General features: G+C 58.5%; 16 protein-coding genes. 7 read left to right on the forward strand and 9 right to left on the reverse strand.

Translation table 11 applies throughout. The features are described 5' to 3' along the window. Position 1 precedes the first annotated feature (1 nt). The 3 genes from ACDO57_RS10990 to ACDO57_RS11000 all read left to right on the forward strand — a co-directional run bounded on the left by ACDO57_RS10990 (position 2) and on the right by ACDO57_RS11000 (position 4,863). On the forward strand, positions 2-2,434 hold the full coding sequence (locus ACDO57_RS10990) for a formate C-acetyltransferase/glycerol dehydratase family glycyl radical enzyme (protein WP_370883967.1): 2,433 nt from the start codon (positions 2-4) through the stop codon (positions 2,432-2,434). A gap of 207 nt (positions 2,435-2,641) precedes the next feature. After that, complete coding sequence (locus ACDO57_RS10995; protein ID WP_090417640.1) at positions 2,642-3,457, forward strand: Cof-type HAD-IIB family hydrolase; 816 nt, start codon at positions 2,642-2,644, stop codon at positions 3,455-3,457. A gap of 149 nt (positions 3,458-3,606) precedes the next feature. After that, complete coding sequence (locus ACDO57_RS11000; protein WP_370883968.1) at positions 3,607-4,863, forward strand: DUF1479 domain-containing protein; 1,257 nt, start codon at positions 3,607-3,609, stop codon at positions 4,861-4,863. On the opposite strand, the gene ACDO57_RS11005 is transcribed toward ACDO57_RS11000, so the two are convergent. Then, positions 4,860-5,933, reverse strand: a complete 1,074-nt coding sequence (locus tag ACDO57_RS11005; RefSeq protein ID WP_370883969.1) for a LacI family DNA-binding transcriptional regulator — start codon at positions 5,931-5,933, stop codon at positions 4,860-4,862. The two genes, ACDO57_RS11000 and ACDO57_RS11005, sit on opposite strands and share 4 nt — an antisense overlap. A gap of 288 nt (positions 5,934-6,221) precedes the next feature. Here ACDO57_RS11005 and ACDO57_RS11010 point away from each other — a divergent pair, with 288 nt between their 5' ends. Both ACDO57_RS11010 and ACDO57_RS11015 read left to right on the forward strand, forming a co-directional pair. Beyond that, positions 6,222-7,523: an MFS transporter gene (locus ACDO57_RS11010; protein WP_024908695.1), complete on the forward strand. Its 1,302-nt coding sequence runs from the start codon at positions 6,222-6,224 to the stop codon at positions 7,521-7,523. 17 nt (positions 7,524-7,540) lie between these two features. Then, the gene (locus ACDO57_RS11015) at positions 7,541-9,904 is read left to right on the forward strand and encodes a TIM-barrel domain-containing protein (RefSeq protein WP_370883970.1); all 2,364 of its coding nucleotides are present in this window, start codon (positions 7,541-7,543) and stop codon (positions 9,902-9,904) included. A gap of 85 nt (positions 9,905-9,989) precedes the next feature. Here the strand turns inward: ACDO57_RS11015 and ACDO57_RS11020 are convergent, their stop codons facing one another. Further along, on the reverse strand, positions 9,990-11,585 hold the full coding sequence (locus tag ACDO57_RS11020; RefSeq protein ID WP_024908697.1) for an ABC-F family ATPase: 1,596 nt from the start codon (positions 11,583-11,585) through the stop codon (positions 9,990-9,992). 222 nt (positions 11,586-11,807) lie between these two features. Here ACDO57_RS11020 and ldtB point away from each other — a divergent pair, with 222 nt between their 5' ends. Together ldtB and ACDO57_RS11030 are read left to right on the forward strand one after the other, a co-directional pair. Further along, entirely contained in the window at positions 11,808-12,728 is a 921-nt protein-coding gene (gene ldtB, locus ACDO57_RS11025; RefSeq protein WP_024908698.1) for a L,D-transpeptidase, read from the forward strand. Positions 12,729-12,969: 241 nt separating this feature from the next. Continuing rightward, positions 12,970-13,779: a glycosyltransferase gene (locus ACDO57_RS11030; protein ID WP_157188808.1), complete on the forward strand. Its 810-nt coding sequence runs from the start codon at positions 12,970-12,972 to the stop codon at positions 13,777-13,779. An 8-nt stretch (positions 13,780-13,787) separates the two neighbouring features. Here the strand turns inward: ACDO57_RS11030 and ACDO57_RS11035 are convergent, their stop codons facing one another. The 7 genes from ACDO57_RS11035 to ACDO57_RS11065 all read right to left on the reverse strand — a co-directional run bounded on the left by ACDO57_RS11035 (position 13,788) and on the right by ACDO57_RS11065 (position 22,752). Continuing rightward, complete coding sequence (locus tag ACDO57_RS11035; protein ID WP_024908700.1) at positions 13,788-14,504, reverse strand: GntR family transcriptional regulator; 717 nt, start codon at positions 14,502-14,504, stop codon at positions 13,788-13,790. 15 nt (positions 14,505-14,519) lie between these two features. Further along, on the reverse strand, positions 14,520-15,842 hold the full coding sequence (locus tag ACDO57_RS11040) for a PTS sugar transporter subunit IIC (protein ID WP_024908701.1): 1,323 nt from the start codon (positions 15,840-15,842) through the stop codon (positions 14,520-14,522). A gap of 51 nt (positions 15,843-15,893) precedes the next feature. After that, on the reverse strand, positions 15,894-17,270 hold the full coding sequence (locus ACDO57_RS11045) for a glycoside hydrolase family 1 protein (protein WP_370883971.1): 1,377 nt from the start codon (positions 17,268-17,270) through the stop codon (positions 15,894-15,896). A 148-nt stretch (positions 17,271-17,418) separates the two neighbouring features. Further along, the gene (locus tag ACDO57_RS11050) at positions 17,419-18,459 is read right to left on the reverse strand and encodes an aldo/keto reductase (protein WP_370883972.1); all 1,041 of its coding nucleotides are present in this window, start codon (positions 18,457-18,459) and stop codon (positions 17,419-17,421) included. 107 nt (positions 18,460-18,566) lie between these two features. Beyond that, complete coding sequence (locus tag ACDO57_RS11055) at positions 18,567-20,090, reverse strand: efflux transporter outer membrane subunit (RefSeq protein WP_370883973.1); 1,524 nt, start codon at positions 20,088-20,090, stop codon at positions 18,567-18,569. Next, positions 20,090-21,661: a DHA2 family efflux MFS transporter permease subunit gene (locus tag ACDO57_RS11060; RefSeq protein ID WP_032649392.1), complete on the reverse strand. Its 1,572-nt coding sequence runs from the start codon at positions 21,659-21,661 to the stop codon at positions 20,090-20,092. Before ACDO57_RS11060 ends, ACDO57_RS11055 begins: the two co-directional genes overlap by 1 nt. After that, complete coding sequence (locus ACDO57_RS11065) at positions 21,658-22,752, reverse strand: HlyD family secretion protein (protein ID WP_248163652.1); 1,095 nt, start codon at positions 22,750-22,752, stop codon at positions 21,658-21,660. Before ACDO57_RS11065 ends, ACDO57_RS11060 begins: the two co-directional genes overlap by 4 nt. Positions 22,753-22,844 lie beyond the last annotated feature (92 nt).

A 22,844-nucleotide genomic window follows, 5' to 3' on the forward strand; every position in this document is an offset into this window, starting at 1 on the left:
TATGACAACCCTGAATCTCAATACCCTCAGCGAGCGCATTAAGGCGCACAAAACGGCGCTGGTGCATATCGTTAAGCCGCCGGTCTGTACCGAGCGCGCGCAGCATTACACCGAAATGTACCAGCAGCACATGGACAAGCCGATCCCGGTCCGTCGCGCCCTGGCGCTGGCCCATCACCTGGCCGAGCGTACCATCTGGATCAAACACGACGAGCTGATTATTGGTAACCAGGCAAGCGAAGTGCGCGCAGCACCGATCTTCCCGGAATACACCGTCTCCTGGATTGAGAAAGAGATTGACGACCTGGCGGATCGCCCGGGCGCGGGCTTTGCGGTGAGCGAAGAGAACAAGCGCGTCCTGCACGAGATCTGCCCGTGGTGGCGCGGCCAGACGGTGCAGGACCGCTGCTACGGCATGTTTACCGACGAGCAGAAAGGCCTGCTGGAAACCGGCATCATCAAAGCCGAAGGCAACATGACTTCCGGCGACGCGCACCTGGCGGTGAACTTCCCGCTGGTGCTGGAGAAAGGTCTCGACGGCCTGCGCGCCAAAGTGGCCGAGCGCCGCTCGCGCATCAACCTGACGGTGCTGGAAGACCTGCACGGCGATCAGTTCCTCAAGGCAATTGATATCGTGCTGGAAGCGGTGAGCCTGCACATCAAACGCTTCGCCGATCTGGCGCGCGAGATGGCCTCAACCGAAACCCCTGAAAGCCGCCGCGACGAGCTGCTGGCGATAGCAGAAAACTGCGACGTGATTGCTCACGAGCCGCCAAAAACCTTCTGGCAGGCGCTGCAGCTGTGCTACTTCATTCAGCTGATCCTGCAGATTGAGTCCAACGGCCACTCCGTCTCCTTCGCGCGTATGGACCAGTATCTCTATCCGTACTACCGCCGCGACGTGGAGCTGAACCAGAGCCTCGACCGCGAACACGCCATCGAACTGCTGCACAGCAGCTGGCTGAAGCTGCTGGAAGTGAACAAGATCCGCTCCGGCTCGCACTCCAAGGCTTCCGCCGGTAGCCCGCTGTACCAGAACGTCACCATCGGCGGCCAGAAGCTGGTCAACGGTGAGCCGATGGACGCGGTGAACCCGCTCTCGTACGCGATTCTGGAATCCTGCGGCCGTCTGCGCTCCACCCAGCCGAACCTGAGCGTGCGCTATCACGCGGGCATGAGCAACGACTTCCTCGACGCCTGCGTGCAGGTGATCCGCTGCGGCTTCGGGATGCCGGCGTTCAACAACGACGAAATCGTGATCCCGGAATTCATCAAGCTCGGCATTGAGCGCGACGACGCCTACGACTACGCGGCGATTGGCTGCATCGAAACCGCGGTGGGCGGCAAGTGGGGCTACCGCTGCACCGGCATGAGCTTTATCAACTTCGCCCGCGTCATGCTGGCGGCGCTGGAAGGCGGCCGCGATGCCACCAGCGGCAAGGTGTTCCTGCCGCAGGAGAAAGCCCTCTCAGCCGGTAACTTCGACAATTTCGACGAGGTGATGGCGGCGTGGGATACCCAGATCCGCTACTACACCCGTAAATCCATCGAGATTGAGTACGTGGTGGACACCATGCTGGAGGAGAACGTCCACGATATTCTCTGCTCGGCGCTGGTGGACGACTGCATCGAGCGCGCGAAAAGTATCAAGCAGGGCGGCGCGAAGTATGACTGGGTCTCCGGCCTGCAGGTGGGCATCGCCAACCTCGGCAACAGCCTGGCGGCGGTGAAGAAGCTGGTGTTCGAACAGGGCGTCATCGGTCAACAGCAGCTGGCGGCCGCCCTGGCGGATGACTTCGACGGGCTGACCCACGAGCAGTTGCGTCAGCGCCTGATCAACGGCGCGCCGAAGTACGGCAACGACGACGACAGCGTGGATATGCTGCTGACCCGTGCCTATCAGACCTATATTGAAGAGCTGAAGCAGTACCACAACCCGCGCTACGGCCGCGGCCCGATTGGCGGTAACTACTACGCGGGCACCTCCTCGATTTCCGCGAACGTGCCGTTTGGCGCGGCGACGATGGCGACACCGGACGGACGTAAGGCGCACACGCCGCTGGCGGAAGGGGCAAGCCCGGCTTCCGGTACCGACCACCTGGGTCCAACGGCGGTCATCGGTTCCGTGGGTAAACTGCCTACCGAGGCGATTCTCGGCGGCGTGCTGCTGAACCAGAAGCTTAACCCGTCAACGCTGGAAAACGACAGCGATCGCCAGAAGCTGATGGTGCTGCTGCGCACCTTCTTCGAGGTGCATAAGGGCTGGCATATTCAGTACAACATCGTCTCGCGCGACACGCTGCTGGAGGCGAAGAAACATCCTGACCAGTATCGTGACCTGGTGGTGCGCGTCGCAGGCTACTCGGCGTTCTTCACCGCCCTGTCGCCGGATGCGCAGGACGATATTATTGCGCGTACTGAGCATACGCTGTAACGGTGTATCCCCTCTCCCTTGAGGGTGAGGGGGAAATACGCACGCTGATGCCCTCACCCCGGCCCTCTCCCACGGGGAGAGGGAGAAAACACTAAAAACGGCAACCTCGGTTGCCGTTTTGCTTTTACTTTCGAATGAAATTAAATTTGTGCTCCCCGTCACCTTGTTATTAGAATGTTTCAAAACGCAGTGACCCAGGAGCACAGTATGACCGTTAAAGTTATCGTCACCGATATGGACGGAACTTTTCTTGATGATGCCAAGCAGTACGATCGTGACCGCTTCCAGGCACAGTTTGAGCAGCTTAAAGCCCGCGGCATTGAATTCGTTGTCGCCAGCGGCAACCAGTATTACCAGCTCATCTCCTTCTTTCCGGAGCTGAAAGACAGGATCTCCTTCGTGGCGGAAAACGGCGCGCTGGTGTTCGATCGCGGGGAGCAGATTTTTCACGGCGAGCTGACCCGCCATGAATCGCAGATCGTCATTGGCGAGCTGCTGAAAGATAAAGGGCTGAACTTCGTGGCCTGCGGGCTGGAGAGTGCCTACGTGAGCGACAAAGCCCCTGAAGCGTTCGTGGCGCTGATGTCAAAGCACTACCACCGCTTAAAGCGCATCAGCGATTACCGTGAAATTGACGACGTGCTGTTTAAGTTCTCCCTGAACCTGCCGGACAGCGATATCCCTAATCTGGTGGATAAGCTGCACGTCTCCCTGGACGGCATCATGAAGCCCGTCACCAGCGGCTTTGGTTTTGTCGATTTGATTATCCCCGGCCTGCACAAAGCCAACGGCATCAGCCGTCTGCTGAAGCGCTGGAAAATCTCCCCGCAGGAGTGCGTGGCCATTGGCGACAGCGGCAACGATGCCGAGATGCTGAAGCTGGTGAAATATTCCTTTGCAATGGGCAACGCGGCGGAAAGCATCAAAGAAATCAGCCGCTACAGCACCGACGACAACAACCATCAGGGCGCGCTGAACGTTATTCAGGCCGTGCTCGACCACCACTCCCCGTTCGACGCCTGATCCTCTCCTCGCCGGAGCCTGGCTCCGGCTTATCACTCTTTTTCCGTCCTGTGGCTTGCGTCAAGTTTTTAAACTTGCATTAACTTAATTTTAACTTAAAGTATCACTTGTAGATATTTTTACTTTCGAATGAAAGATGCGAGGCAGTTATGACCTTTACCAGTGAAACTTTACCGGCAGATCACAAAGCGGCAATCCGTCAGTTGAAACGTGAGCTGCGCGCGCAGATCGGCGACGTGCAGGCGGTGTTTAACAAGCTCAGCGATAAAATTGCCACCCGCGTGGCGGAAATCAACGCCCTTAAAAACAAAGGCGAATCCGTCTGGCCGGCGATCCCGTTCGCGGATGTAAAAAACGGCACGATTACCGACGCGCAGCGCGAAGCCGTTAAGCGCCGCGGCTGCGCGGTGATTAAAGGTCATTTCCCGCGCGAGCAGGCACTGGCGTGGGATCAGTCGATGCTCGACTACCTCGATCTGAACAAGTTTGACGAGGTGTACAAAGGGCCAGGCGATAACTTCTTCGGCACCTTAACGGCCTCTCGTCCGGAGATTTACCCGATTTACTGGTCGCAGGCGCAGATGCAGGCGCGCCAGAGCGAAGAGATGGCGCAGGTGCAGTCGTTCCTGAACCGTTTGTGGACATTCGAGAGCAACGGCAAACAGTGGTTTGACCCGGACGTGAGCGTGATTTATCCGGACCGTATCCGCCGCCGTCCGCCGGGAACCACCTCGAAAGGACTCGGCGCGCATACCGACTCCGGCGCGCTGGAGCGCTGGCTGTTGCCGGCTTACCAGCAGGTCTTTGCCCGCGTGTTTGACGGCAACATCGAGAAATACGATCCGTGGAACGCCGCGCACCGTACCGAAGTGGAAGAGTACACCGTCGATAACACCACCAAATGCTCGGTATTCCGCACCTTCCAGGGCTGGACGGCGCTGTCGGACATGATCCCCGGCCAGGGGCTGCTGCATGTGGTGCCCATCCCGGAAGCGATGGCGTACATTCTGCTGCGTCCGCTGCTGGACGACGTGCCGGAAGACGAGCTGTGCGGCGTGGCGCCGGGGCGCGTGCTGCCGGTTTCCGAGAAGTGGCACCCGCTGCTCATCGAGGCATTAAGCAGCATTCCGGCACTCGAGGCAGGCGATTCCGTGTGGTGGCACTGCGATGTGATCCACTCCGTCGCGCCGGTGGACAATCAGCAGGGCTGGGGCAACGTGATGTACATTCCCGCCGCACCGATGTGCGAGAAAAACCTCGCCTATGCGAAGAAGGTGAAGGAAGCGCTGGAGACCGGCGCGTCGCCGGGAGACTTCCCGCGCGAAGATTATGAAAAGAGCTGGCAGGACCGCTTTACCGTGAACGATCTCAACATCCACGGCAAGCGCGCGCTGGGCATGGTCTAACTGTCGTACAGCCCTTCCCGCTCCACGGCGGTGCGTCGTTTCCCCTGACGTATCCGCCGTACGGATCCCCGCACGGTCAGCGTGCCGTTAAGCAGCAACGTCCCCACCGGCGCGTCCGGGCGCATCAGCCGCTGCTGGAGCATGTGTACCGCTTCGGTTCCCAGTTCGTCGCGGGGAACGTGCACGGCCGTTAATGGAACATCCTGGATCGCCGCCAGGTTAAACCCGTCGATGCTCATCACCGACACGTCCTGCGGCACGCGCAGACCGTGGTTTTGTAATGCGCTAATGGTGCCCGCCGCCATAAAGTCGCCGCCGACCAGAAACGCGGTAGGTAAATCTTTCCCCTGCACTTCGCTGAGCCAGCTGCTGACCGCCTGTTCCGTTTCGCGCGCGCTGAAGCTGGGCACCACCAGCAGATCGCGTTTATCGCTGAACGTCAGGTTGTGGGACTGCCACGCGTCGCGGATCCCCGACAGGCGCAGCTCCATGGTGTAGCGACGCAGGCACAGTACGTTCATCACCTCACGGTGTCCCATCTCGAACAGGTATTCCGCCGCCCGCTCGCCAATGGCGCGGTGATCCGGCGCAACGGCAGGCAGACGCATGTGCCGGTCGCGGCAGTTAATCAGCATGCAGGGTTTACCCACATCTACCGCCAGATCGTGAATATGGGGATCGTCAATGCCGAGAAGGATTGCCGCCTGAGTATCCGGCTCATTCATGCGCGCCAGAAAAAGCTGGGCGTCGCTGTCGTTCTCTTCCAGCGCGCAGTAGCGCAGGCGCACATCATGGGATGCCAGGCCTTTACTCACGCTCTGGATCACGCGGTAGTAAAAGATGTCGGACCGCTCGTCGAAGGCGCGCTGGGGGGCAAAAACCACCAGGCTATTGAGAAGCAGCCGTCCCGCCGCCATGCCCTCCATCACCCCCAGCTCCCGCGCGCACGCCAGCACCTTTGCGCGCGCTTTTTCGCTGGTATTCGCTTTCCCCGCCAGCACCCGAGACACGGTGCTGATCGAGAGCTGCGTACGGGCGGCGATTTCGGTGATTTTTAGCCTTTTGTCCATTTTGTGATCTGGCTCCATTTGCGAAATGAAAAAATTTTCATAGCGTATCCGTCAGGCAATAACTGACATAAATGCCATCATGCCAGAGTGGTTGAGTCAGTTATGAGAAATTTTGCACAAAATCCACTATTGCCCACTCATTTTCTCCCTTAAGGTGAACTTGTCACACAACTTCCATACTAGTTGTATACCAACTTAAGCAGTTTAAACGGATAGAAATCAAAGGCATAAAAATCTGTGTGACACCTGAACCTCCGTCCCCTTACCGTCCGTCTTGTGGAGAGTAAAATGAGTCAGGACATCAATAACACCGTTGCGACAAGCAAAACCCGTCGCGTCATCAAGAACCTGCGCTGGTACGTGCTGGTGCTGTTCTTACTTGGCGTCACCGTTAACTACATCACCCGAAATTCGTTAGGCATTCTTGCCCCCGAGCTGAAAGAGAGCCTCGGGATCACCACCGAGCAGTACTCCTGGATCGTTGGCGCGTTCCAGATCGCCTACACCATTTTCCAGCCCCTCTGCGGCTGGCTGATTGACGTGATCGGCCTGAAGATTGGCTTTATGGTCTGCGCCGGGATCTGGGCGCTGATGTGTATTTTCCACGCGGGCGCCGGAAGCTGGCTGCACCTGGCTATTTTGCGCTTCTTTATGGGTGCCTCTGAGGCCGCCGCTACCCCGGCTAACGCCAAAACCATCGGTGAATGGTTCCCGAAATCAGAACGACCTGTTGCCGCCGGCTGGGCGGGCGTGGGCTTCTCCATCGGCGCGATGCTGGCTCCGCCAATCATCTACTTTGCTCACGCCTCGTTTGGCTGGCAGGGGGCGTTTATGTTTACCGGCGTGCTGGCGCTGCTGTGGGTGATCCTGTGGTGGGCGTTCTACCATAACCCGGAGCAGCACCCGAACCTGAGCAAGGACGAGCTGGCGTTTATCAAGCAGGATAACGAACCGCCTGCCGTCAAACTGCCCTTCCTGACCGCGCTGAAAACCGTCTCGAAGAACAAACGCTTCTACGGTATCGCCATCCCGGCCTTTATGGCGGAACCGGCCTGGGCGGTGCTGAGCTTCTGGGTGCCGCTGTACCTTGCCAAAGAGCACGGCATGGACCTGAAGCAGATTGCGATGTTTGCCTGGCTGCCGTTCCTCGCCGCCGACCTCGGCAGCGTGGCGAGCGGTTACCTGACGCGTCTGTACACCCGCCTGTTCGGCTGCTCCCGCGTGAACTCTGTCGTCGCCAGCTCCGTGACCGGCGCGTTCCTGATGATCTCGCTGGCCATCGTGGCCATTACCCGCGACCCATATATCACCATCGTGCTGATCTCCATCGGCGGCTTCGGGCACCAGATCATCTCCTGCATGCTCAGCGCCCTGGTCGTGGAGTCGTTCGACAAAGGCCAGATGGCGACCGTCAACGGCATGCGCGGCTCGGCGGCGTGGATCGCCAGCTTCCTGTTCTCGCTGTTAATCGGTGTGACCGCCGACAAAATCGGCTTTAACCCGCTCTTTATCGCCATGGGCTTCTTTGACCTGATTGGCGCTGTCTTCCTGGTAGCATTTATTGCTGAACGTCGCGCCAAGCGCGCCTGATAGTGGATGTATTGCATATGAAAACCCTGAAAAACTGGACCGTTGATATACAGTCGGCAAACCATCTGGAACTGCTGGTCGATAACCAGCACCGCCTGTGCCTGTATGTGCTGGAAGAGAACCTGTTCCGCGTGCTGATTAAGCGCAAAGGCGAGCTGGCGCTGGACCGCACCTGGAGTATCGCTCCGGAAAAAGACGTGCCCTGGGAAGGCCGCCGTCGTGACGACATAAGCGGTTTCTCCTGCCCGGCCTGGAACCTGACGCAGCAGGGTGAGACGCTAACCGTGGCAACCGAACAGCTGCGCGTGACCGTCCACCAGCCGCTGTGGCTGGAGTGGCACTACCGCGATGAGGCGGGCGAATGGCTGCCGCTGGTCAATGACCGCCCCACCAGCGCCTACCTGCTGAACGCCCACGGCGACGGCGTGGCGCACTATCTCAGCCGTCGTAAGGACGAGCGTTTCTACGGACTGGGCGAGAAAGCGGGCGATCTGCAGCGCAACGGTAAACGCTATGAGATGCGCAACCTCGACGCAATGGGGTACAACGCGGCCAGCACCGACCCGCTCTACAAGCACATCCCGTTCACTATCGCCCGCCGCGACGACGTCAGCTACGGCCTGTTCTACGACAACCTGAGCAGCTGCTGGCTGGATCTGGGTAACGAAATCGACAACTACCACACCGCCTATCGCCGCTGGCAGGCGGAAGCGGGCGATATCGACTACTACATCTTTACCGGCAGGCGCGTGCTGGACGTCACCAAGGCCTTTGTGCGCCTCACCGGAAAAACGCTGTTCGGACCGAAATGGAGCCTGGGCTACAGCGGCTCGACCATGCACTACACCGACGCGCCGGATGCGCAAAACCAGCTGATGAACTTCATCCGCCTGTGCGAAGAGCACGCCATTCCGTGCGACTCGTTCCAGCTCTCCTCCGGCTATACCTCCATCAACGGCAAGCGCTACGTCTTCAACTGGAACTACGACAAGGTGCCGCAGCCGAAGGTAATGAGCCAGGCGTTCCACGACGCGGGATTGAAGCTGGCCGCCAACATCAAGCCGTGCCTGCTGCAGGATCATCCTCGCTATAACGAAGTGGCGGAGAGCGGCCTGTTCATTCGCGATTCAGAAACCGATGCACCCGAACGTTCCAGCTTCTGGGATGACGAAGGCTCGCACCTCGACTTTACCAACCCGCAGACGGTGCAGTGGTGGCAGAACGGCGTCACCACGCAGCTGCTGGAGATGGGCATCGACTCCACCTGGAACGACAACAACGAATATGAAGTGTGGGACGGGGAAGCCCGCTGCTTTGGCTTCGGTAAGGAGATCGCCATCAAGCACATTCGCCCGGTCATGCCGCTGCTGATGATGCGCGCCTCGCTGGAAGCGCAGCAGCGCTTTGCGCCGGAAAAACGCCCGTATCTGATCTCCCGCTCCGGCTGCGCCGGGATGCAGCGCTACGTTCAGACCTGGAGCGGCGACAACCGCACCAGCTGGGACACGCTGCGCTATAACATCCGCATGGGGCTGGGCATGAGCCTGTCGGGGCTGTTCAACGTCGGCCATGACGTGGGCGGTTTCTCCGGCGACAAGCCGGACGCCGAGCTGTTCGTGCGCTGGGTGCAGAACGGCGTGATGCATCCGCGCTTTACCATTCACTCGTGGAACGATGACCACACGGTGAACGAGCCGTGGATGTACCCGGGCGTCACCCCAGCCATTCGCGGCGCGGTTGAGCTGCGCTACCGCCTGCTGCCGTATCTCTACACCCTGCTATGGCAGGCGCACGCCGACGACGAGCCGATGCTGCGTCCGACCTTCCTCGACCACGAGCACGATGCGCAGACCTTCGAAGAATGCGATGACTTCCTGCTGGGCCGCGACCTGCTGGTCGCCAGCGTGGTCGAAGCCGGGCAGCGCGAGCGCCGCGTCTGGCTGCCGGATAACGACACCGGCTGGTATGATTTTTACACCCACGCGTGGTATGCGGGCGGCCAGTCGATCGTTCTCGACGCGCCGCTGGAAAAACTGCCGCTGCTGGTGCGCGCCGGAGCCGGTCTGCCGCTCAGCGAGCGCATCACGCATGTGAGTGCCGAAAAAGATACGACCCGCGAGCTGAAGCTGTTCCCGGTGAAAGGTGTCGGCGCGACCTCCGGGCTGCTGTTTGAAGACGACGGTGAAAGCTGGGGCTATCAGAACGGCAATGCGCTGTGGGTGGAATGGGAAATGGTGTGCGATGGCGCAACCATCAACCTGAAGGTGAACGCGCGCGGGGATTATCGTCCGGCGTGGAAGGCGCTGAAGGTGTCGTTACCGGCGGGGGAAAAACGTACGCTGCGGGTGAACGGGGTTGAAGGGAGTGAGTGGGTGCTGTAGTGCGGCCTGATGCCCTCACCCTCTCCCACAGGGAGAGGGTATAGAACGTAGGCCGGGTAAGGCGAAGCCGCCACCCGGCATTTTTTTAGTTCTCGATACCTTTGCTGCGCAGGTAATCTTCGTAGTTACCGGTGAAGTCCACCACGCGCTCTGGCGTAATTTCGATCACGCGGGTCGCCAGCGAGCTGACAAACTCACGGTCGTGAGAGACGAAGATCAGCGTGCCCTGATACATCTCCAGCGCCATGTTCAGGGATTCGATAGATTCCATGTCCAGGTGGTTAGTCGGTTCGTCCATCACCAGGATGTTTGGTTTTTCCATCATCAGCTTGCCGAACAGCATGCGGCCCTTCTCGCCACCGGAGAGCACTTTAGCCGGCTTTTTGATGTCGTCCTGGCTGAACAGCAAACGACCCAGAATGCTGCGCACCGCCTGCTCGTCGTCGCCTTCCTGCTTCCACTGGCTCATCCAGTCAAAGACGGTCAGGTCATTTTCGAACTCGTACTCATGGTCCTGCGCGTAGTAACCAATCTGCGCGTTTTCGGACCATTTCACGGTGCCGTTGTCCGGTTGCAGTTCGCCGACCAGGGTTTTCAGCATGGTGGATTTACCCACGCCGTTAGCGCCCAGAATGGCAATCTTCTCGCCCACTTCCAGCAGCAGGTTGAAGTTTTTAAACAGCGGGCCTTCATCGAAGCCTTTGGTAAGGGCTTCCACTTCCAGCGCGTTACGGAACAGCTTCTTGTCCTGTTCGAAGCGGATGAACGGGTTCTGACGGCTGGAGGCTTTAACCTCTTCCAGCTTGATTTTATCAATCTGACGCGCGCGCGAGGTTGCCTGACGCGATTTAGAGGCGTTGGCGCTGAAGCGGCTGACGAAGGACTGCAGGTCAGCAATCTGCGCTTTCTTCTTGGCATTGTCCGCCAGCAGACGTTCACGCGCCTGGGTGGCCGCCGTCATGTATTCGTCGTAGTTGCCCGGATACACGCGCAGCTCGCCGTAGTCCAGATCCGCCATGTGCGTACAGACCATGTTCAGGAAGTGACGGTCGTGCGAGATGATGATCATGGTGCTGTCGCGATCGTTCAGCGTCTGCTCCAGCCAGCGGATGGTGTCGATGTCCAGGTTGTTCGTCGGTTCGTCGAGCAGCAGGATGTCCGGGTTAGAGAACAGCGCCTGAGCCAGCAGCACACGCAGCTTCCAGCCTGGCGCGACTTCGCTCATCGGGCCGTAATGCTGTTCAACCGGAATACCCACGCCCAGCAGCAGCTCGCCCGCGCGCGCTTCCGCAGAGTAACCGTCCATCTCGCCGTACTGCGTTTCCAGGTCGGCCACTTTATAGCCGTCTTCTTCGCTCATTTCGGCCAGCGCATAGATGCGATCGCGCTCCTGCTTCACTTCCCACAGCTCCGCGTGCCCCATGATCACGGTGTCGAGCACGGTGAACTCTTCGAAGGCGAACTGATCCTGACGCAGCTTACCGATGCGCTCGTTCGGATCGAGCGACACGTTGCCGAGGGTCGGCTCCAGATCGCCGCCGAGGATCTTCATAAAGGTGGATTTACCGCTACCGTTGGCACCAATCAGGCCGTAACGGTTGCCGCCGCCAAATTTGACGGAAATGTTTTCGAACAGCGGCTTACTGCCAAACTGCATAGTGACGTTGCTGGTAACTAACACGGGGAGATTCCTGCGAAAAGTGTGATAAACACGGCATTATGCCACAATTCCGAATTGAGATCCCGCGTTGCAACCATCCACTAAACTTTAACAAAATCGAAAAAAATGTGATTTCGTACACATCTGAATTCCCTGTGAGCGGGAATGCACATATAATGCGCTCCCATCACAGATTCAGACTTATCAACTCATCGCCTGAATGGCTTAGATACCTCGCACAACATGAACATGAAATTAACAGCGCTTTTTGCGGCGGCGTTAGCCGTAGTAGGTTTTTGTAAGACCGCGTCTGCGGTGACGTATCCCCTGCCGACCGACGGAAGCCGTCTGGTGGGTCAAAACCAGGTGGTGACGGTTCCTGAAGGTAACTCTCAGCCGCTGGAGTATTTCGCTGCGCAGTACCAGCTGGGCCTGTCTAACATGCTGGAAGCGAACCCGGGCGTTGACCCGTACCTGCCGAAAGCAGGTACCGTGCTGAATATTCCTCAGCAGCTGATCCTGCCGGATACCGTTCATGAAGGTATCGTGATTAACAGCGCCGAAATGCGCCTGTACTACTACCCGAAAGGCACCAACACCGTTATCGTGCTGCCAATCGGTATCGGCCAGCTGGGTAAAGACACCCCAATGAACTGGACCACCAAAGTTGAGCGTAAGAAAGCGGGCCCAACCTGGACGCCGACCGCCAAAATGCACGCAGAATACATCGCGGCAGGCGAACCGTTGCCAGCCGTTGTACCGGCAGGCCCGGATAACCCAATGGGCCTGTACGCGCTGTACATTGGTCGTCTGTATGCGATCCACGGCACCAACGCCAACTTCGGTATCGGCCTGCGCGTGAGCCACGGCTGCGTGCGCCTGCGTAACGACGACATCAAATTCCTGTTCGAAAACGTGCCGGTCGGTACGCGCGTGCAGTTCATCAATGAACCGGTGAAAGCAACCTCTGAGCCAGACGGCAGTCGCTACATCGAAGTGCACAACCCGCTGTCCACCAGCGAAGACCAGATCAACAACAACGAAGTCGTTCCTGTTACGCTGAACAGCGCGGTGCAGGCGGTGACTTCTCAGCCAGATGTCGAAACGGCGATTGTTGACCAGGCCGTGCAGAACCGCTCCGGTATGCCGGTGCGTTTGAACTGATCACGCTGAATCAATAACGTATCTTATAAGACCCCGTATTATCGGGGTCTTTTTGCACTGTAATCTCCATCACGCTGACCCTTTCTGAACAGCTATTACTGCCGTAAGTGCCTTTCTTGCCATTTTCTGCTAACCCAGCGGGGTTACATCTAATCCTCTAAGTGTTATGATGCGCCCACTTATAAAATCAGTTTTATCTGCTTTTATAAGGTCTTTTTATCTCTGGAGCACGCATAGTTTGATGATTAGCATTAACTTAACAACAACAAAATCGCGCCTTTATCTCTGTTCGCAAACGGTGTGGTCACTGGCGAACCAGAGTAAGAAGGTCGATCAAATTGTTGTGTGGGTCTCCAGTACACCTTATCTCAGTGACGAAGGCATCACTGAGGAGCCGGAGTGGGCGCAGAAAATTCGCCAGACGGGCACCAACCTGGTTTTTAAATGGGTTAAGAACACCGGCCCTTATCGGAAATTGTTTCCGGCGCTGCAAGCAGCAACCGAAGACGATATTCTGATTTATGCCGATGATGACGCAATCTATAACGAAATTTGGGCAGAAACACTGCTGGATGATTTTTATCGCCACAATCAAAAATATGTGGTTGCCGCGCGGGTGCGTGAAACAGTAAAGAAGAAGAAAGAACTTCTTGATACCTATCGTAATTTCCCGCTTATCACCGTGCCAAAAGTCGTTGAGCAGAACTATATCATCACCGGTCTTGGTGGCGTTGTGCTCAAGAAAAATATGATCCCGGAATATTTCCATTATAACGAAGATTTTATTACGGTTTGTCCTCGCGCGGATGATATTTGGATCAGCAAACTGATTCAGCTAACCAAAACACCTGTCTATGTTTCTGCACAAAGCATTCGTTTTGTTCATGAAATAATCCATGACTATGGATTATCGCGCGAGAATACCAGCAAAATAAAACGTTCCTGGTTTCAAAAAATCCGTTTTACATTTAAGCCTGGTCAAATACAGCATCTGTGTCAGAACGATCTTTACATAAAAGACACGGACAGCTATTTCGAGTCGTGCGCCTGAAAGACTGATTACCCGTTATTCACGATCACGATCCCGCCGTGGTCGTAGCGATAGTGGCAGTGGGCATACTCCAGCGGCGTGCCATCTTCCAGATAAATCACCTGCTCCACCTCCAGCACCGGATCGGTTTCCTCGCAGACCAGATGCTCTCTGTCCAGCGCGCTGGGCTTAAGCGCCCGCACCACCCGGTACGACCCCATAATTTTCAGCCCCAGCGTTTCCTGAACGTACTGGAACACTGAAGCTTCAAGATGGTTTTTCGTCAGGCCCGGGACCAGATTCATCGGCATCACCGTGGAATCCAGCGACATCGGTTCACCGTTCAGCAAACGGAGTCGAATAAAGTCATAGATCGGCGCATCGGCGTTAATCATCAGCGACGCCTGCTCTTTTTCGTTCGGGAAGCGCAGCTCGAAATGCACCACCTGGCTCGTGACCGTGCCCAGATGCGCCCAGGTTTTGGTCGCGCCAAAGTAGTCGCTGCCGGAGAGATCCCACTGCGAGAGCTGGAGGAAGTTTTTACGGATGAACGTGCCCTGGCCCTGACGGGTATAGACCAGACCTTCGACGATCAGCTGGCGCATCGCTTGCTGAATGGTCATCCGGCTGGAGCTGAACTCCGCCGCCAGCGCAAACTGGTCCGGCAGGGGTTCGTTGGCGGCGTACTGCTGGCTGATAATGCGTTTCTTAATTTCCCGCGCTATGGTGATGTACTTCGCCGCCATCGTCCTTCCTTTCAGTTAGTTTTCTATCCCACTGTTTTTCAACGCCACTCTCTCGGCAATCTTGAGGAAAGGCAGGTAGAAGAATACACCAAATACGATGATTGCCAACTGCACTACCACCGCCCGCCAGTCCCCCGCCGTGGCCAGCCAGGCGCTCAGGATCGGCGGCGTGGTCCACGGGATCATCACCACGCAGCGCGACATTAACCCCAGCGTGGTACAGAGCCAGGCGAAATAAATGCCGATGGCGGGCAGCAGCACGAATGGGATCATCAGCGGCAGGTTAAACACGATCGGCAGGCCAAAAATCACCGGCTCGTTGATATTAAACAGGCCCGGCGCCAGCGAGAGACGCGCCACCTGCTTCGCCGACTGCTGGCGCGAGAAGATAAATATCGCAATCAGTAGCGAGATCGTGCTGCCCGTGCCGCCTACCATGCCGAACGTCGGCACGAAGATGTTATTGATGATGTGCGGAATGGGCTGACCGTTGGCGAAGGCCAGCATGTTTTCGTTGGTATTGATCAGCAGGAACGGCTCCAGCACCACGCTGTTGACCACCGACTGATGAATACCGAGCGTGAACAAGAAGTTGCCGAAGCTGTAGATGAAAATCGTCCCGGGCAGGCTGGTGTTGATCAGCCGCAGCGGCTGCTGGATAAAGGTCGTAATGAGATGGATCAGATCCGTATGCAGCACGTTTGCCAGCACCGCCGCCAGCACCGCGAACAGGGAGAGCGTGAGGATGGTCGGGATCAGCGCGGTAAAAGATTTGCTCACGGCCGGAGGCACGTTTTCCCCCAGCGAAATGTGCAGCGCCTTCAGGCGCGAAATAGCGATAAACACTTCCGTTGAAAGCAGCCCAATCAGCACCCCGGCGAAAATCCCGGTGGAGCCGATATTGGCGAACGTCAGCACCTGGGTGACGTTCACCGTGGTATCGCTGCCGACGGGCGTAATCTGCAAGCGCATCGGCATCATGATGATGAAGCTGCTGACGGCGATAACCACTGCCGAGACCGGATTGTCGAAATCTTTGTTGCGCGCCAGCGACCAGGCAATCATCGGCGCCAGCAGCAGCGCGGCAATGTTCAGCGTGCCGTTGATAATCGCCTCGCCCCACACTTTGAAGTGTGCCAGCGTATCGCCGTGAAAAATCCACGGAAAGACCACGTTGTTCACCAGCACCGCCAGACCGGCGAGGATGAAAATCGGCATCACCGTGGCGAAGGCGTCGCGCAGGGAGCGCAGGTGCACCTGGTTTGCCAGGCGCGCCGAAAACTCGACAAATTTATCGACAAAGGACTGCATGTGCGGTGTGATTTTTGTTTCAGACATAGCGGAGTGTTCCCATCAATCAGTCACAAAAACGGCCCGGCAGCGTACGGCTTACATCTCGCGTCCGTTGGTATGGATAACCTGTTTTAACCACGCGTAGCTCTTCTTCGGCACGCGCTTCAGGTCTTTCAGGTCGTGGTTTTCCCGGTTGACATAGACCACGCCGTAGCGCTTACGCATGTCGCCCTGGGAGCTGAGAATGTCGATCAATCCCCAGCCGAGGTAGCCAATGACCTCTGCCCCGTCCTCGAATATCGCCGCTTTCATGGCCTCGATGTGCGCCCGGTGATAGTCGATGCGGTAGGTGTCCTCAATCGGGTTCACGCCGTCCCATGACTCAATCACCCCAATGCCGTTCTCGATCGGGAACACCGGCAGGCGCCAGTCGTTGGCGTAGCGGGTGATGATGGTGCGGAAGCCCAGCGGATCGATCTGCCAGTTCCACTCGGTGGCTTTCAGGTACGGGTTGTTTTTCTCGCCGTGCAGCAGGTAATAGTTCACCGGCGTGCCTTCCGCGATCGCATCACTGTCCAGCGTTTTGCTGGCGTAATAGCTGAAGGCCATATAGTCGTTCTTTGTACGAGCGAACAGCGCCAGGTCCTCGGCGCGGTAGATATCACCAAAGCCCTCCTGTTCCACCACCGCCATCACCGCCGGGCTGTAGCCTTGCCCTGCGAAGACGCGCAGCAGGTTCTGGTTGAGAAACTCGTCATACTGCTGGGCGCAGAAGATATCGCGCGGTTTGCAGGTAGCCGGGTAGATCAGCTGGTGCGCCAGCATGCCGCCCATCAGCTGGCCCGGTCTGGTCTGGTGCAGGTATTCCGTTAGCGCCATGTGCGCCACCATCGTATGGTGCTGCAGCTCGTACAGCTCGCGCAGGGTTTTCTCGCCTTTCATATAGCCGGAAATACGGAACGCTTCCGGCATATGGAAGATGTTCTGCTCGTTGAAGGTCAGCCAGTATTTCACGCGGTCGCCATAGCAATCGATCATCTTTTTGCCATAGCGGATAAAGGCGTCCATTACGCGGCGGTCGTTGAAGCCGTTGTACTCCTGCGCCAGCGCCAGCGGCATATCGAAATGGTACAGGCAGATCATCGGCTCGATGCCGCGGGCGATCAGATCGTCAATAAAGCGGTCGTAAAATGCCATGCCTTCGTCGTTGAACGGGCCGTCACCCTGCGGGCAGACGCGGCTCCATGAGATCTGGAAGCGGTAGCAGTTCATGCCCAGATCCTGCATCAGATCGAAATCTTCCCGGTAGCGGTGGTAGGAGTCGGTCGCCACTTTCCAGTCGGACACGTTTTCCCCGGCTTCACGAATGTCATACACCGACATCCCCTTCCCGCCTTCGTTCCAGGCTCCTTCCGTCTGCATGCTGGAGACCGAGTTGCCCCATAAAAAGTTGGCCGGTAGCTGGTGGTTCATGTTTTCTCCCTATATGACTAGTCATTTAAAATTTCATGTCTAGTCATATAGGCGATGATGAAAAGAGGATCAAAGAGGAGGATCGTTTTTTGTGAGCAAGGCGGGAAAAAAAGCCCCGGTAAGCGATGCACTCCCGGGGCAAGAAGGGTTACTGTTGCGCGAGCTGATTACGGCGATACTCTCCCTGACGCTCCAGCATCCAGCCAGGATATTCCCGCGGCAGCGCGCTGACCGCATCCAGCTGTTTAAGCTCGTCTTCGCTGAGAAGGATCCCGGTGGCAGCAATGTTGTCGTCCAGCTGTTCAACGCGTTTCGCGCCAATGATGACGCTGGTCACCGCTTTTTGATGTAGCAGCCACGCCAGCGCGATTTGCGCGACGGAGACGCCCTTGCTTTCGGCGATAGTCCGCATTACGTCCACGCAGTCGAAGGCGCGATCTTTATTCACCGGCGGGAAGTCAAACTCCAGACGACGACCACCGGCTTCACTCTGCCCGTCGCGGCCATATTTTCCGCTCAGCAGACCGCCCGCCAGCGGGCTCCAGACCATCAGCCCGACGCCTTCGCTCTGCATCATTGGCACCAGCTCACGCTCAAGATCGCGTCCGGCGATGGTGTAATACGCCTGCAGTGATGCGAACCGCGCCAGCCCGAGACGCTCGGAAATGCCCAGCGCTTTGGCAATCTGCCACGCCGCCCAGTTCGAGACGCCGATATAGCGCACGTGGCCGTGCTGCACCAGGTTATCCAGCGCATACAGCGTCTCCTCAATCGGCGTGGCCGGGTCGAAACCGTGAAGCTGATAGAGATCGATATGATCGAGCTGCAGGCGGCGCAGGCTCTCCTTCACGCTGCTGATGATGTGATAGCGCGAGCTGCCGCGCGAGTTCACCCCGGCGGTACCCGTTTCGCCGAATACCTTGGTCGCGACCACCACGTTCTCGCGCGGGATTTTCAGGTTTTTCAGCGCCTGCCCGAGGATCGTCTCCGAGCGCCCTTCCGAATAGACGTCAGCGGTATCGATGAAGTTAATGCCCGCATCCAGCGCGCGGCCCACCAGCTGCTCCGCTTCGTTTTGCTTAAGCTGGCCAATCTTGCCCCACATGCCGTCTTCACCACCGAAGGTCATGGTGCCGAGGCACAGTTCAGAAACAAACAGTCCGGTGTTGCCCAGTTTTTGATAACGCATAAGATAATCCTCGCATGTCGTTTAAGGGGTACCCGATAGTTATACCCGCCCCTCAGCGATCGCGAATGTGGCGTTCCTGTCCGTTTCTTGCCCAATCCTCTGAATATTTATCCGCGCGGGGCGTCGCCAAAGACGCTGTAGTCCGGTAATTGCACCTGCTGGTACGGCTCCCAGCCGCCGCCGAGCGCCTTGTAGAGCGCCACCAGATCGAGCGCGCTCTGCACCTGCGCCTGGGCGCGCTGCTGCTGGGCCTGCGCCAGCTGTCGCTGGGCGTCCAGCACGTCAATGAAGCTGGCGATCCCCTGGCGGTAGCTGTCGCTTGCCAGGTCAAACGCGTTTTGCAGCGCATCGATCGTTTTCGCCAGCCCCGCTTCACGCTGCTGGTCGGTGCGATAGCTCACCAGCGCATTTTCGACATCGCCAAGCGCGGTGAGCACCGTCTGACGATAGTCCAGCACCGCCGCACCCTGCTGCGCGCGCGCCACCTTCACGCTGGAGACCAGTCGACCGCCCTGGAAGATGGGAATGGAGACCTGCGGGCCAAAGCTGTAGAAGTGGCTGCTCCAGTCGGTCAGCCAGTTGGTTTCGCTGTTGCGCAGGCCAAACTGCCCGGAGAGGGTAAAGCTCGGGAACAGCTCCGCCACAGAGACGCCGATTTGCGCCGTGGCGGCATGAAGGTTCGCCTCCGCTTCGCGCACGTCCGGACGGCGGCGCGCCAGCGTCGACGGAATGCCGGTCTGCACAATATCCGGCAGCGCGGGCATCGGCTGCACGCTCTGCAGTTCCGCATCCAGCGCCCCCGGCGGCTTACCGAGCAGGATCGCCAGGCCGTTCATCGCCTGCCGCTCCTGCGCCTGATATTGCGGAAGCTGTGCTTCAAGGTTGCCTAACTGCGCCCGGGCGTTTTCCACGTCCATCTGCGGCGACAGCCCGCCGCGCTGGCGGCTCTCGGTCAGATCCAGCGTCTGCTGCGCGCTCTCAATCTGGGTGTTCAGCGTGGCGATAATGCTCTGCGCCCCGCGCAGCTGGAGCCACGCGCGCGCCACTTCCGCCTCCAGCGACACCAGCGCGTCGTTACGCTGTTCGATAGCCGCTTTCTGCTGCGCTTCGGCGGCTTCCACCTGACGGCGCACCTTGCCCCACAGGTCGATTTCCCACTGGGCGTCGAAGCTGCCCTGGTAGAGGTTGATCGGCTGCGTCAGCGGTCCCAGCGCGCCCTTGAGAGCGGGATCGATGCTATCCACCTGGTCATATACGCCGTGGGATTTCAGCTCCCCTTCCAGCCCGAGCTGCTGGCGCGTCGCCTGCAGATTGCCGTTCACCGACGGATAAAACGCCCCGCCCGCCTGGTTAATCTGTTCGCGCGCTCCGGCGATGCGCAGCACCGTCTGCTGCAGCGTCAGGTTCCCGGCGATGGCGCGTTCAACCAGGCTGTCGAGCTGCGGCGAGCCGAACGTTTTCCACCAGCGCGGATTGGTCGCGGCGGAGGTGGTTTGCGACTTCACCGAGCCGTCGCCTTTATCGTTCCAGTGCGTGACGGCAGGTAACGCGGGCTGCTGGTAGTCCGGCCCGACGGCGCAGCCTGCCAGCAGCATCATTATCATCAGGGGGTGTAAACGTCTGTGTATCATCAATGTGCTCCTGCACTCCCCTCGCTCTTAACCGGCGAGAGCAACAAACAAAACGGAATCAATAGCAAGGCCACCGCGCTCAGAATGGTGAAGACGTCGATGTAGGCCAGGAAGCGCGACTGCTCAATCATCGTCTGGTACATACGTCCGGTGGCGATGCCGGTGGGATCGCCCACCTGGGTGGTGAAGTTCTGGATCGCCTGCGCGCTTTCGCGTATCGCCTGCTGAAACTGCTCGTTAAACGGCGAGGCATGGTACGCAAGGTGCGCACTGTGCGCCTGCGAGCGCTCGGTAATCGCCGCCGTCGACAGCGAGATCCCGACCGAGCCCGCCACGTTGCGGAACATGGTGAACAGCGCTGCCGCATCGGCGTTCAGCCGCCTTGGTATTGAGATAAAGGCAATGGTAGTCAGCGGCACAAACAGGAACCCCAGCCCCAGCGACTGGGCGCTGCGGAACAACACCAGGGTTTCGAAGTCGATATCCGGGGTCAGCGTGCGCGACCAGAAGAACGACACCGCCAGGCAGGTAAAGCCAAAGGCGATAATCCAGCGCGTTTGCACCACCGGCATCAGCTTCAGCACCAGCGGAATCGTCAGCACAATCAGCACCGCTCCGGGCGACAGCACCAGCCCGGACCAGGTGGCGGTATAGCCCAGGTCCTGCTGCGCCAGCTGCGGGATCACCACCGAGCTGCCGTACAAAATCATCGCCATCCCCGCCATCAGCAGGCTGGAGATGGCAAAGTTGCGGTCCTTCATGCAGTGCAGATCCACCACCGGTTTTCTGGCATACATCAGCCAGTAAATCGCACCAATGATGCCGATCAGCGTTAATACCGCGAAAGTGCGGGTAAAGTTCGAGTTAAACCAGTCTTCGTCTTCTCCCCGGTCGAGCATCACCTGCAGACAGCCCAGCCCCAGGGCGATCAGGCCGATCCCCGTCCAGTCGATGGTCAGCTTCTCTTTAGACTTGCTCTCCCACGGCGGATCTTCCAGCAGCTGGTAGATCGCCAGCACCGTGACAATCCCCACCGGAATGTTGATAAAGAACACCCAGCGCCATGAGTAGTTGTCGGTGATCCAGCCCCCCAGCGTCGGACCGAGGACCGGCGCAACGATAATCGCGATGGACGAGAGCCCAAAGGCTTTGCCCCTGTCTTCGGGCTTGAAGTAGTCGAGCAGCACCGACTGCTGCGTGGGCTGCAGCCCGCCGCCAAAGAAGCCCTGCATCACGCGGAACAGGATGATCTGCCACAGCTCGGTGGCGATCCCGCACAGGAATGAGCAGACGGTGAACATGACGATGCAGATCAGGAAGAACTGCTTGCGGCCAAACACCCGGCTCAGAAACGCCGAGATGGGCAGCACGATGCCGTTCGCGACCAGATAGCTGGTTAACACCCATGTGGATTCGTCATAGCTGGACGAGAGCGAACCCGCCACGTGGGGCAGCGCCACGTTGACGATGGTGGTGTCCAGAATTTCCATAAACACCGCCAGGGTGACGACAATCGCCACCGCCCACGGGTTGCTGGCGGGCTTCCAGCTGTCGTGGCTGTGGTCCGTCATTCCACCGTCACCTTCGGCGCAACCGAGAGCCCCAGCGGCAGCGGTTTGTTCGGATCGAGCCCCTTATCAATCACGATTTTCACCGGCACGCGCTGCACAATTTTGACGAAGTTACCAGTGGCATTTTCAGCCGGGAAGGCGGAGAAGCGCGAGCCGCTGCCCTGCTGGATGCTGTCAACGTGGCCCTCGAGCGACATATCCGGCCACGCGTCGACGGACACGGTGACCTTATCGCCGGGCTTCATGCGCTCAAGCTGGGACTCTTTGAAGTTCGCGACCACCCACACGTTCGGCGAAACCAGGGAGAACAGCGCCGTTCCCGCCTGCACCAGCGTGCCGGGCTGCACGTTGCGTTTGGTGACAAACCCGTCGAACGGAGCGCGGACTTCGGTGTAAGAGAGGTTCAGATTGGCCGTTTCCAGCTGCGCTTTCGCCTGATCGACCTGACGCTCGCGCGCTTCAACGTTGGTTTCCTGCTGGCGGATTTGCAGCTGTACCTGCTCTGCCACCTCCAGCTGCGCCTGGGCGCTGGCCAGCCCCGCCTGCGCGCTGCGCAGCTGAGCGTTCGCGGAATCAATACTTTGCTGGGTGGTTGCCCGCGGGTCGACGCCGCGCTGGCGACGGTACTCCGCCTGCGCGTTCGCCAGATCGGCCTGCGCTTTCAGCACCTGCGCTTTGGCTTCGTCACGCTGGGCGGGATACTGCACTTTTGAGAGCGCCAGCTGTGCCTGAGCCTGATGCAGCTGCGCGATAGCCAGCCCAAGCTGGGCCTGGGCCTGATCGCGCTGCGCGGTGGTATCACGCGGATCGATGACCACCAGCAGATCGCCCTTTTTCACGCGCTGGTTATCACGCACGCGCAGCTCGGTGACGTAGCCCGCCGTTTTGGGGGCAATCGTCACCACGTCGCCGTCGGTAAAGGCGTCGTCGGTCGTCTCTTCGTTACGGGTTAAAAACCACCAGACCAGCGCCACGACGACCATCACCACCACGACAATGCCGAGGATAATTAACGGTTTTTTGCCCGGGCGCTTACGCGCATTATTGTTTTTGTCCTGCTCGTCAGCAGGCGGGTTTTGATCTTCAGCCATAGGTCAGCAACGGTCCTGTCAGTGAGCGGCATCACACTATGCCGTTCACTAAAGCTAGGACGTTGCTATACGTTTGCCAGGAAAAACTGACA

The organism is Enterobacter cloacae complex sp. 2015409 (genome assembly GCF_041365315.1).
GTDB classification, from domain to species: domain Bacteria; phylum Pseudomonadota; class Gammaproteobacteria; order Enterobacterales; family Enterobacteriaceae; genus Enterobacter; species Enterobacter pseudoroggenkampii.

What these genes read in the sequence shown, in the direction of transcription:
- ACDO57_RS11065 (WP_248163652.1), bottom strand. Translation starts at nt 22,752, where the DNA reads ATGGCTGAAGATCAAAACCCGCCTGCTGACGAGCAGGACAAAAACAAT.
- ldtB (WP_024908698.1), top strand. Translation starts at nt 11,808, where the DNA reads ATGAACATGAAATTAACAGCGCTTTTTGCGGCGGCGTTAGCCGTAGTA.
- ACDO57_RS11000 (WP_370883968.1), top strand. Translation starts at nt 3,607, where the DNA reads ATGACCTTTACCAGTGAAACTTTACCGGCAGATCACAAAGCGGCAATC.
- ACDO57_RS10990 (WP_370883967.1), top strand. Translation starts at nt 2, where the DNA reads ATGACAACCCTGAATCTCAATACCCTCAGCGAGCGCATTAAGGCGCAC.
- ACDO57_RS11030 (WP_157188808.1), top strand. Translation starts at nt 12,970, where the DNA reads ATGATTAGCATTAACTTAACAACAACAAAATCGCGCCTTTATCTCTGT.
- ACDO57_RS11010 (WP_024908695.1), top strand. Translation starts at nt 6,222, where the DNA reads ATGAGTCAGGACATCAATAACACCGTTGCGACAAGCAAAACCCGTCGC.
- ACDO57_RS11060 (WP_032649392.1), bottom strand. Translation starts at nt 21,661, where the DNA reads ATGACGGACCACAGCCACGACAGCTGGAAGCCCGCCAGCAACCCGTGG.
- ACDO57_RS10995 (WP_090417640.1), top strand. Translation starts at nt 2,642, where the DNA reads ATGACCGTTAAAGTTATCGTCACCGATATGGACGGAACTTTTCTTGAT.
- ACDO57_RS11050 (WP_370883972.1), bottom strand. Translation starts at nt 18,459, where the DNA reads ATGCGTTATCAAAAACTGGGCAACACCGGACTGTTTGTTTCTGAACTG.
- ACDO57_RS11055 (WP_370883973.1), bottom strand. Translation starts at nt 20,090, where the DNA reads ATGATACACAGACGTTTACACCCCCTGATGATAATGATGCTGCTGGCA.
- ACDO57_RS11045 (WP_370883971.1), bottom strand. Translation starts at nt 17,270, where the DNA reads ATGAACCACCAGCTACCGGCCAACTTTTTATGGGGCAACTCGGTCTCC.
- ACDO57_RS11035 (WP_024908700.1), bottom strand. Translation starts at nt 14,504, where the DNA reads ATGGCGGCGAAGTACATCACCATAGCGCGGGAAATTAAGAAACGCATT.
- ACDO57_RS11015 (WP_370883970.1), top strand. Translation starts at nt 7,541, where the DNA reads ATGAAAACCCTGAAAAACTGGACCGTTGATATACAGTCGGCAAACCAT.
- ACDO57_RS11040 (WP_024908701.1), bottom strand. Translation starts at nt 15,842, where the DNA reads ATGTCTGAAACAAAAATCACACCGCACATGCAGTCCTTTGTCGATAAA.
- ACDO57_RS11005 (WP_370883969.1), bottom strand. Translation starts at nt 5,933, where the DNA reads ATGGACAAAAGGCTAAAAATCACCGAAATCGCCGCCCGTACGCAGCTC.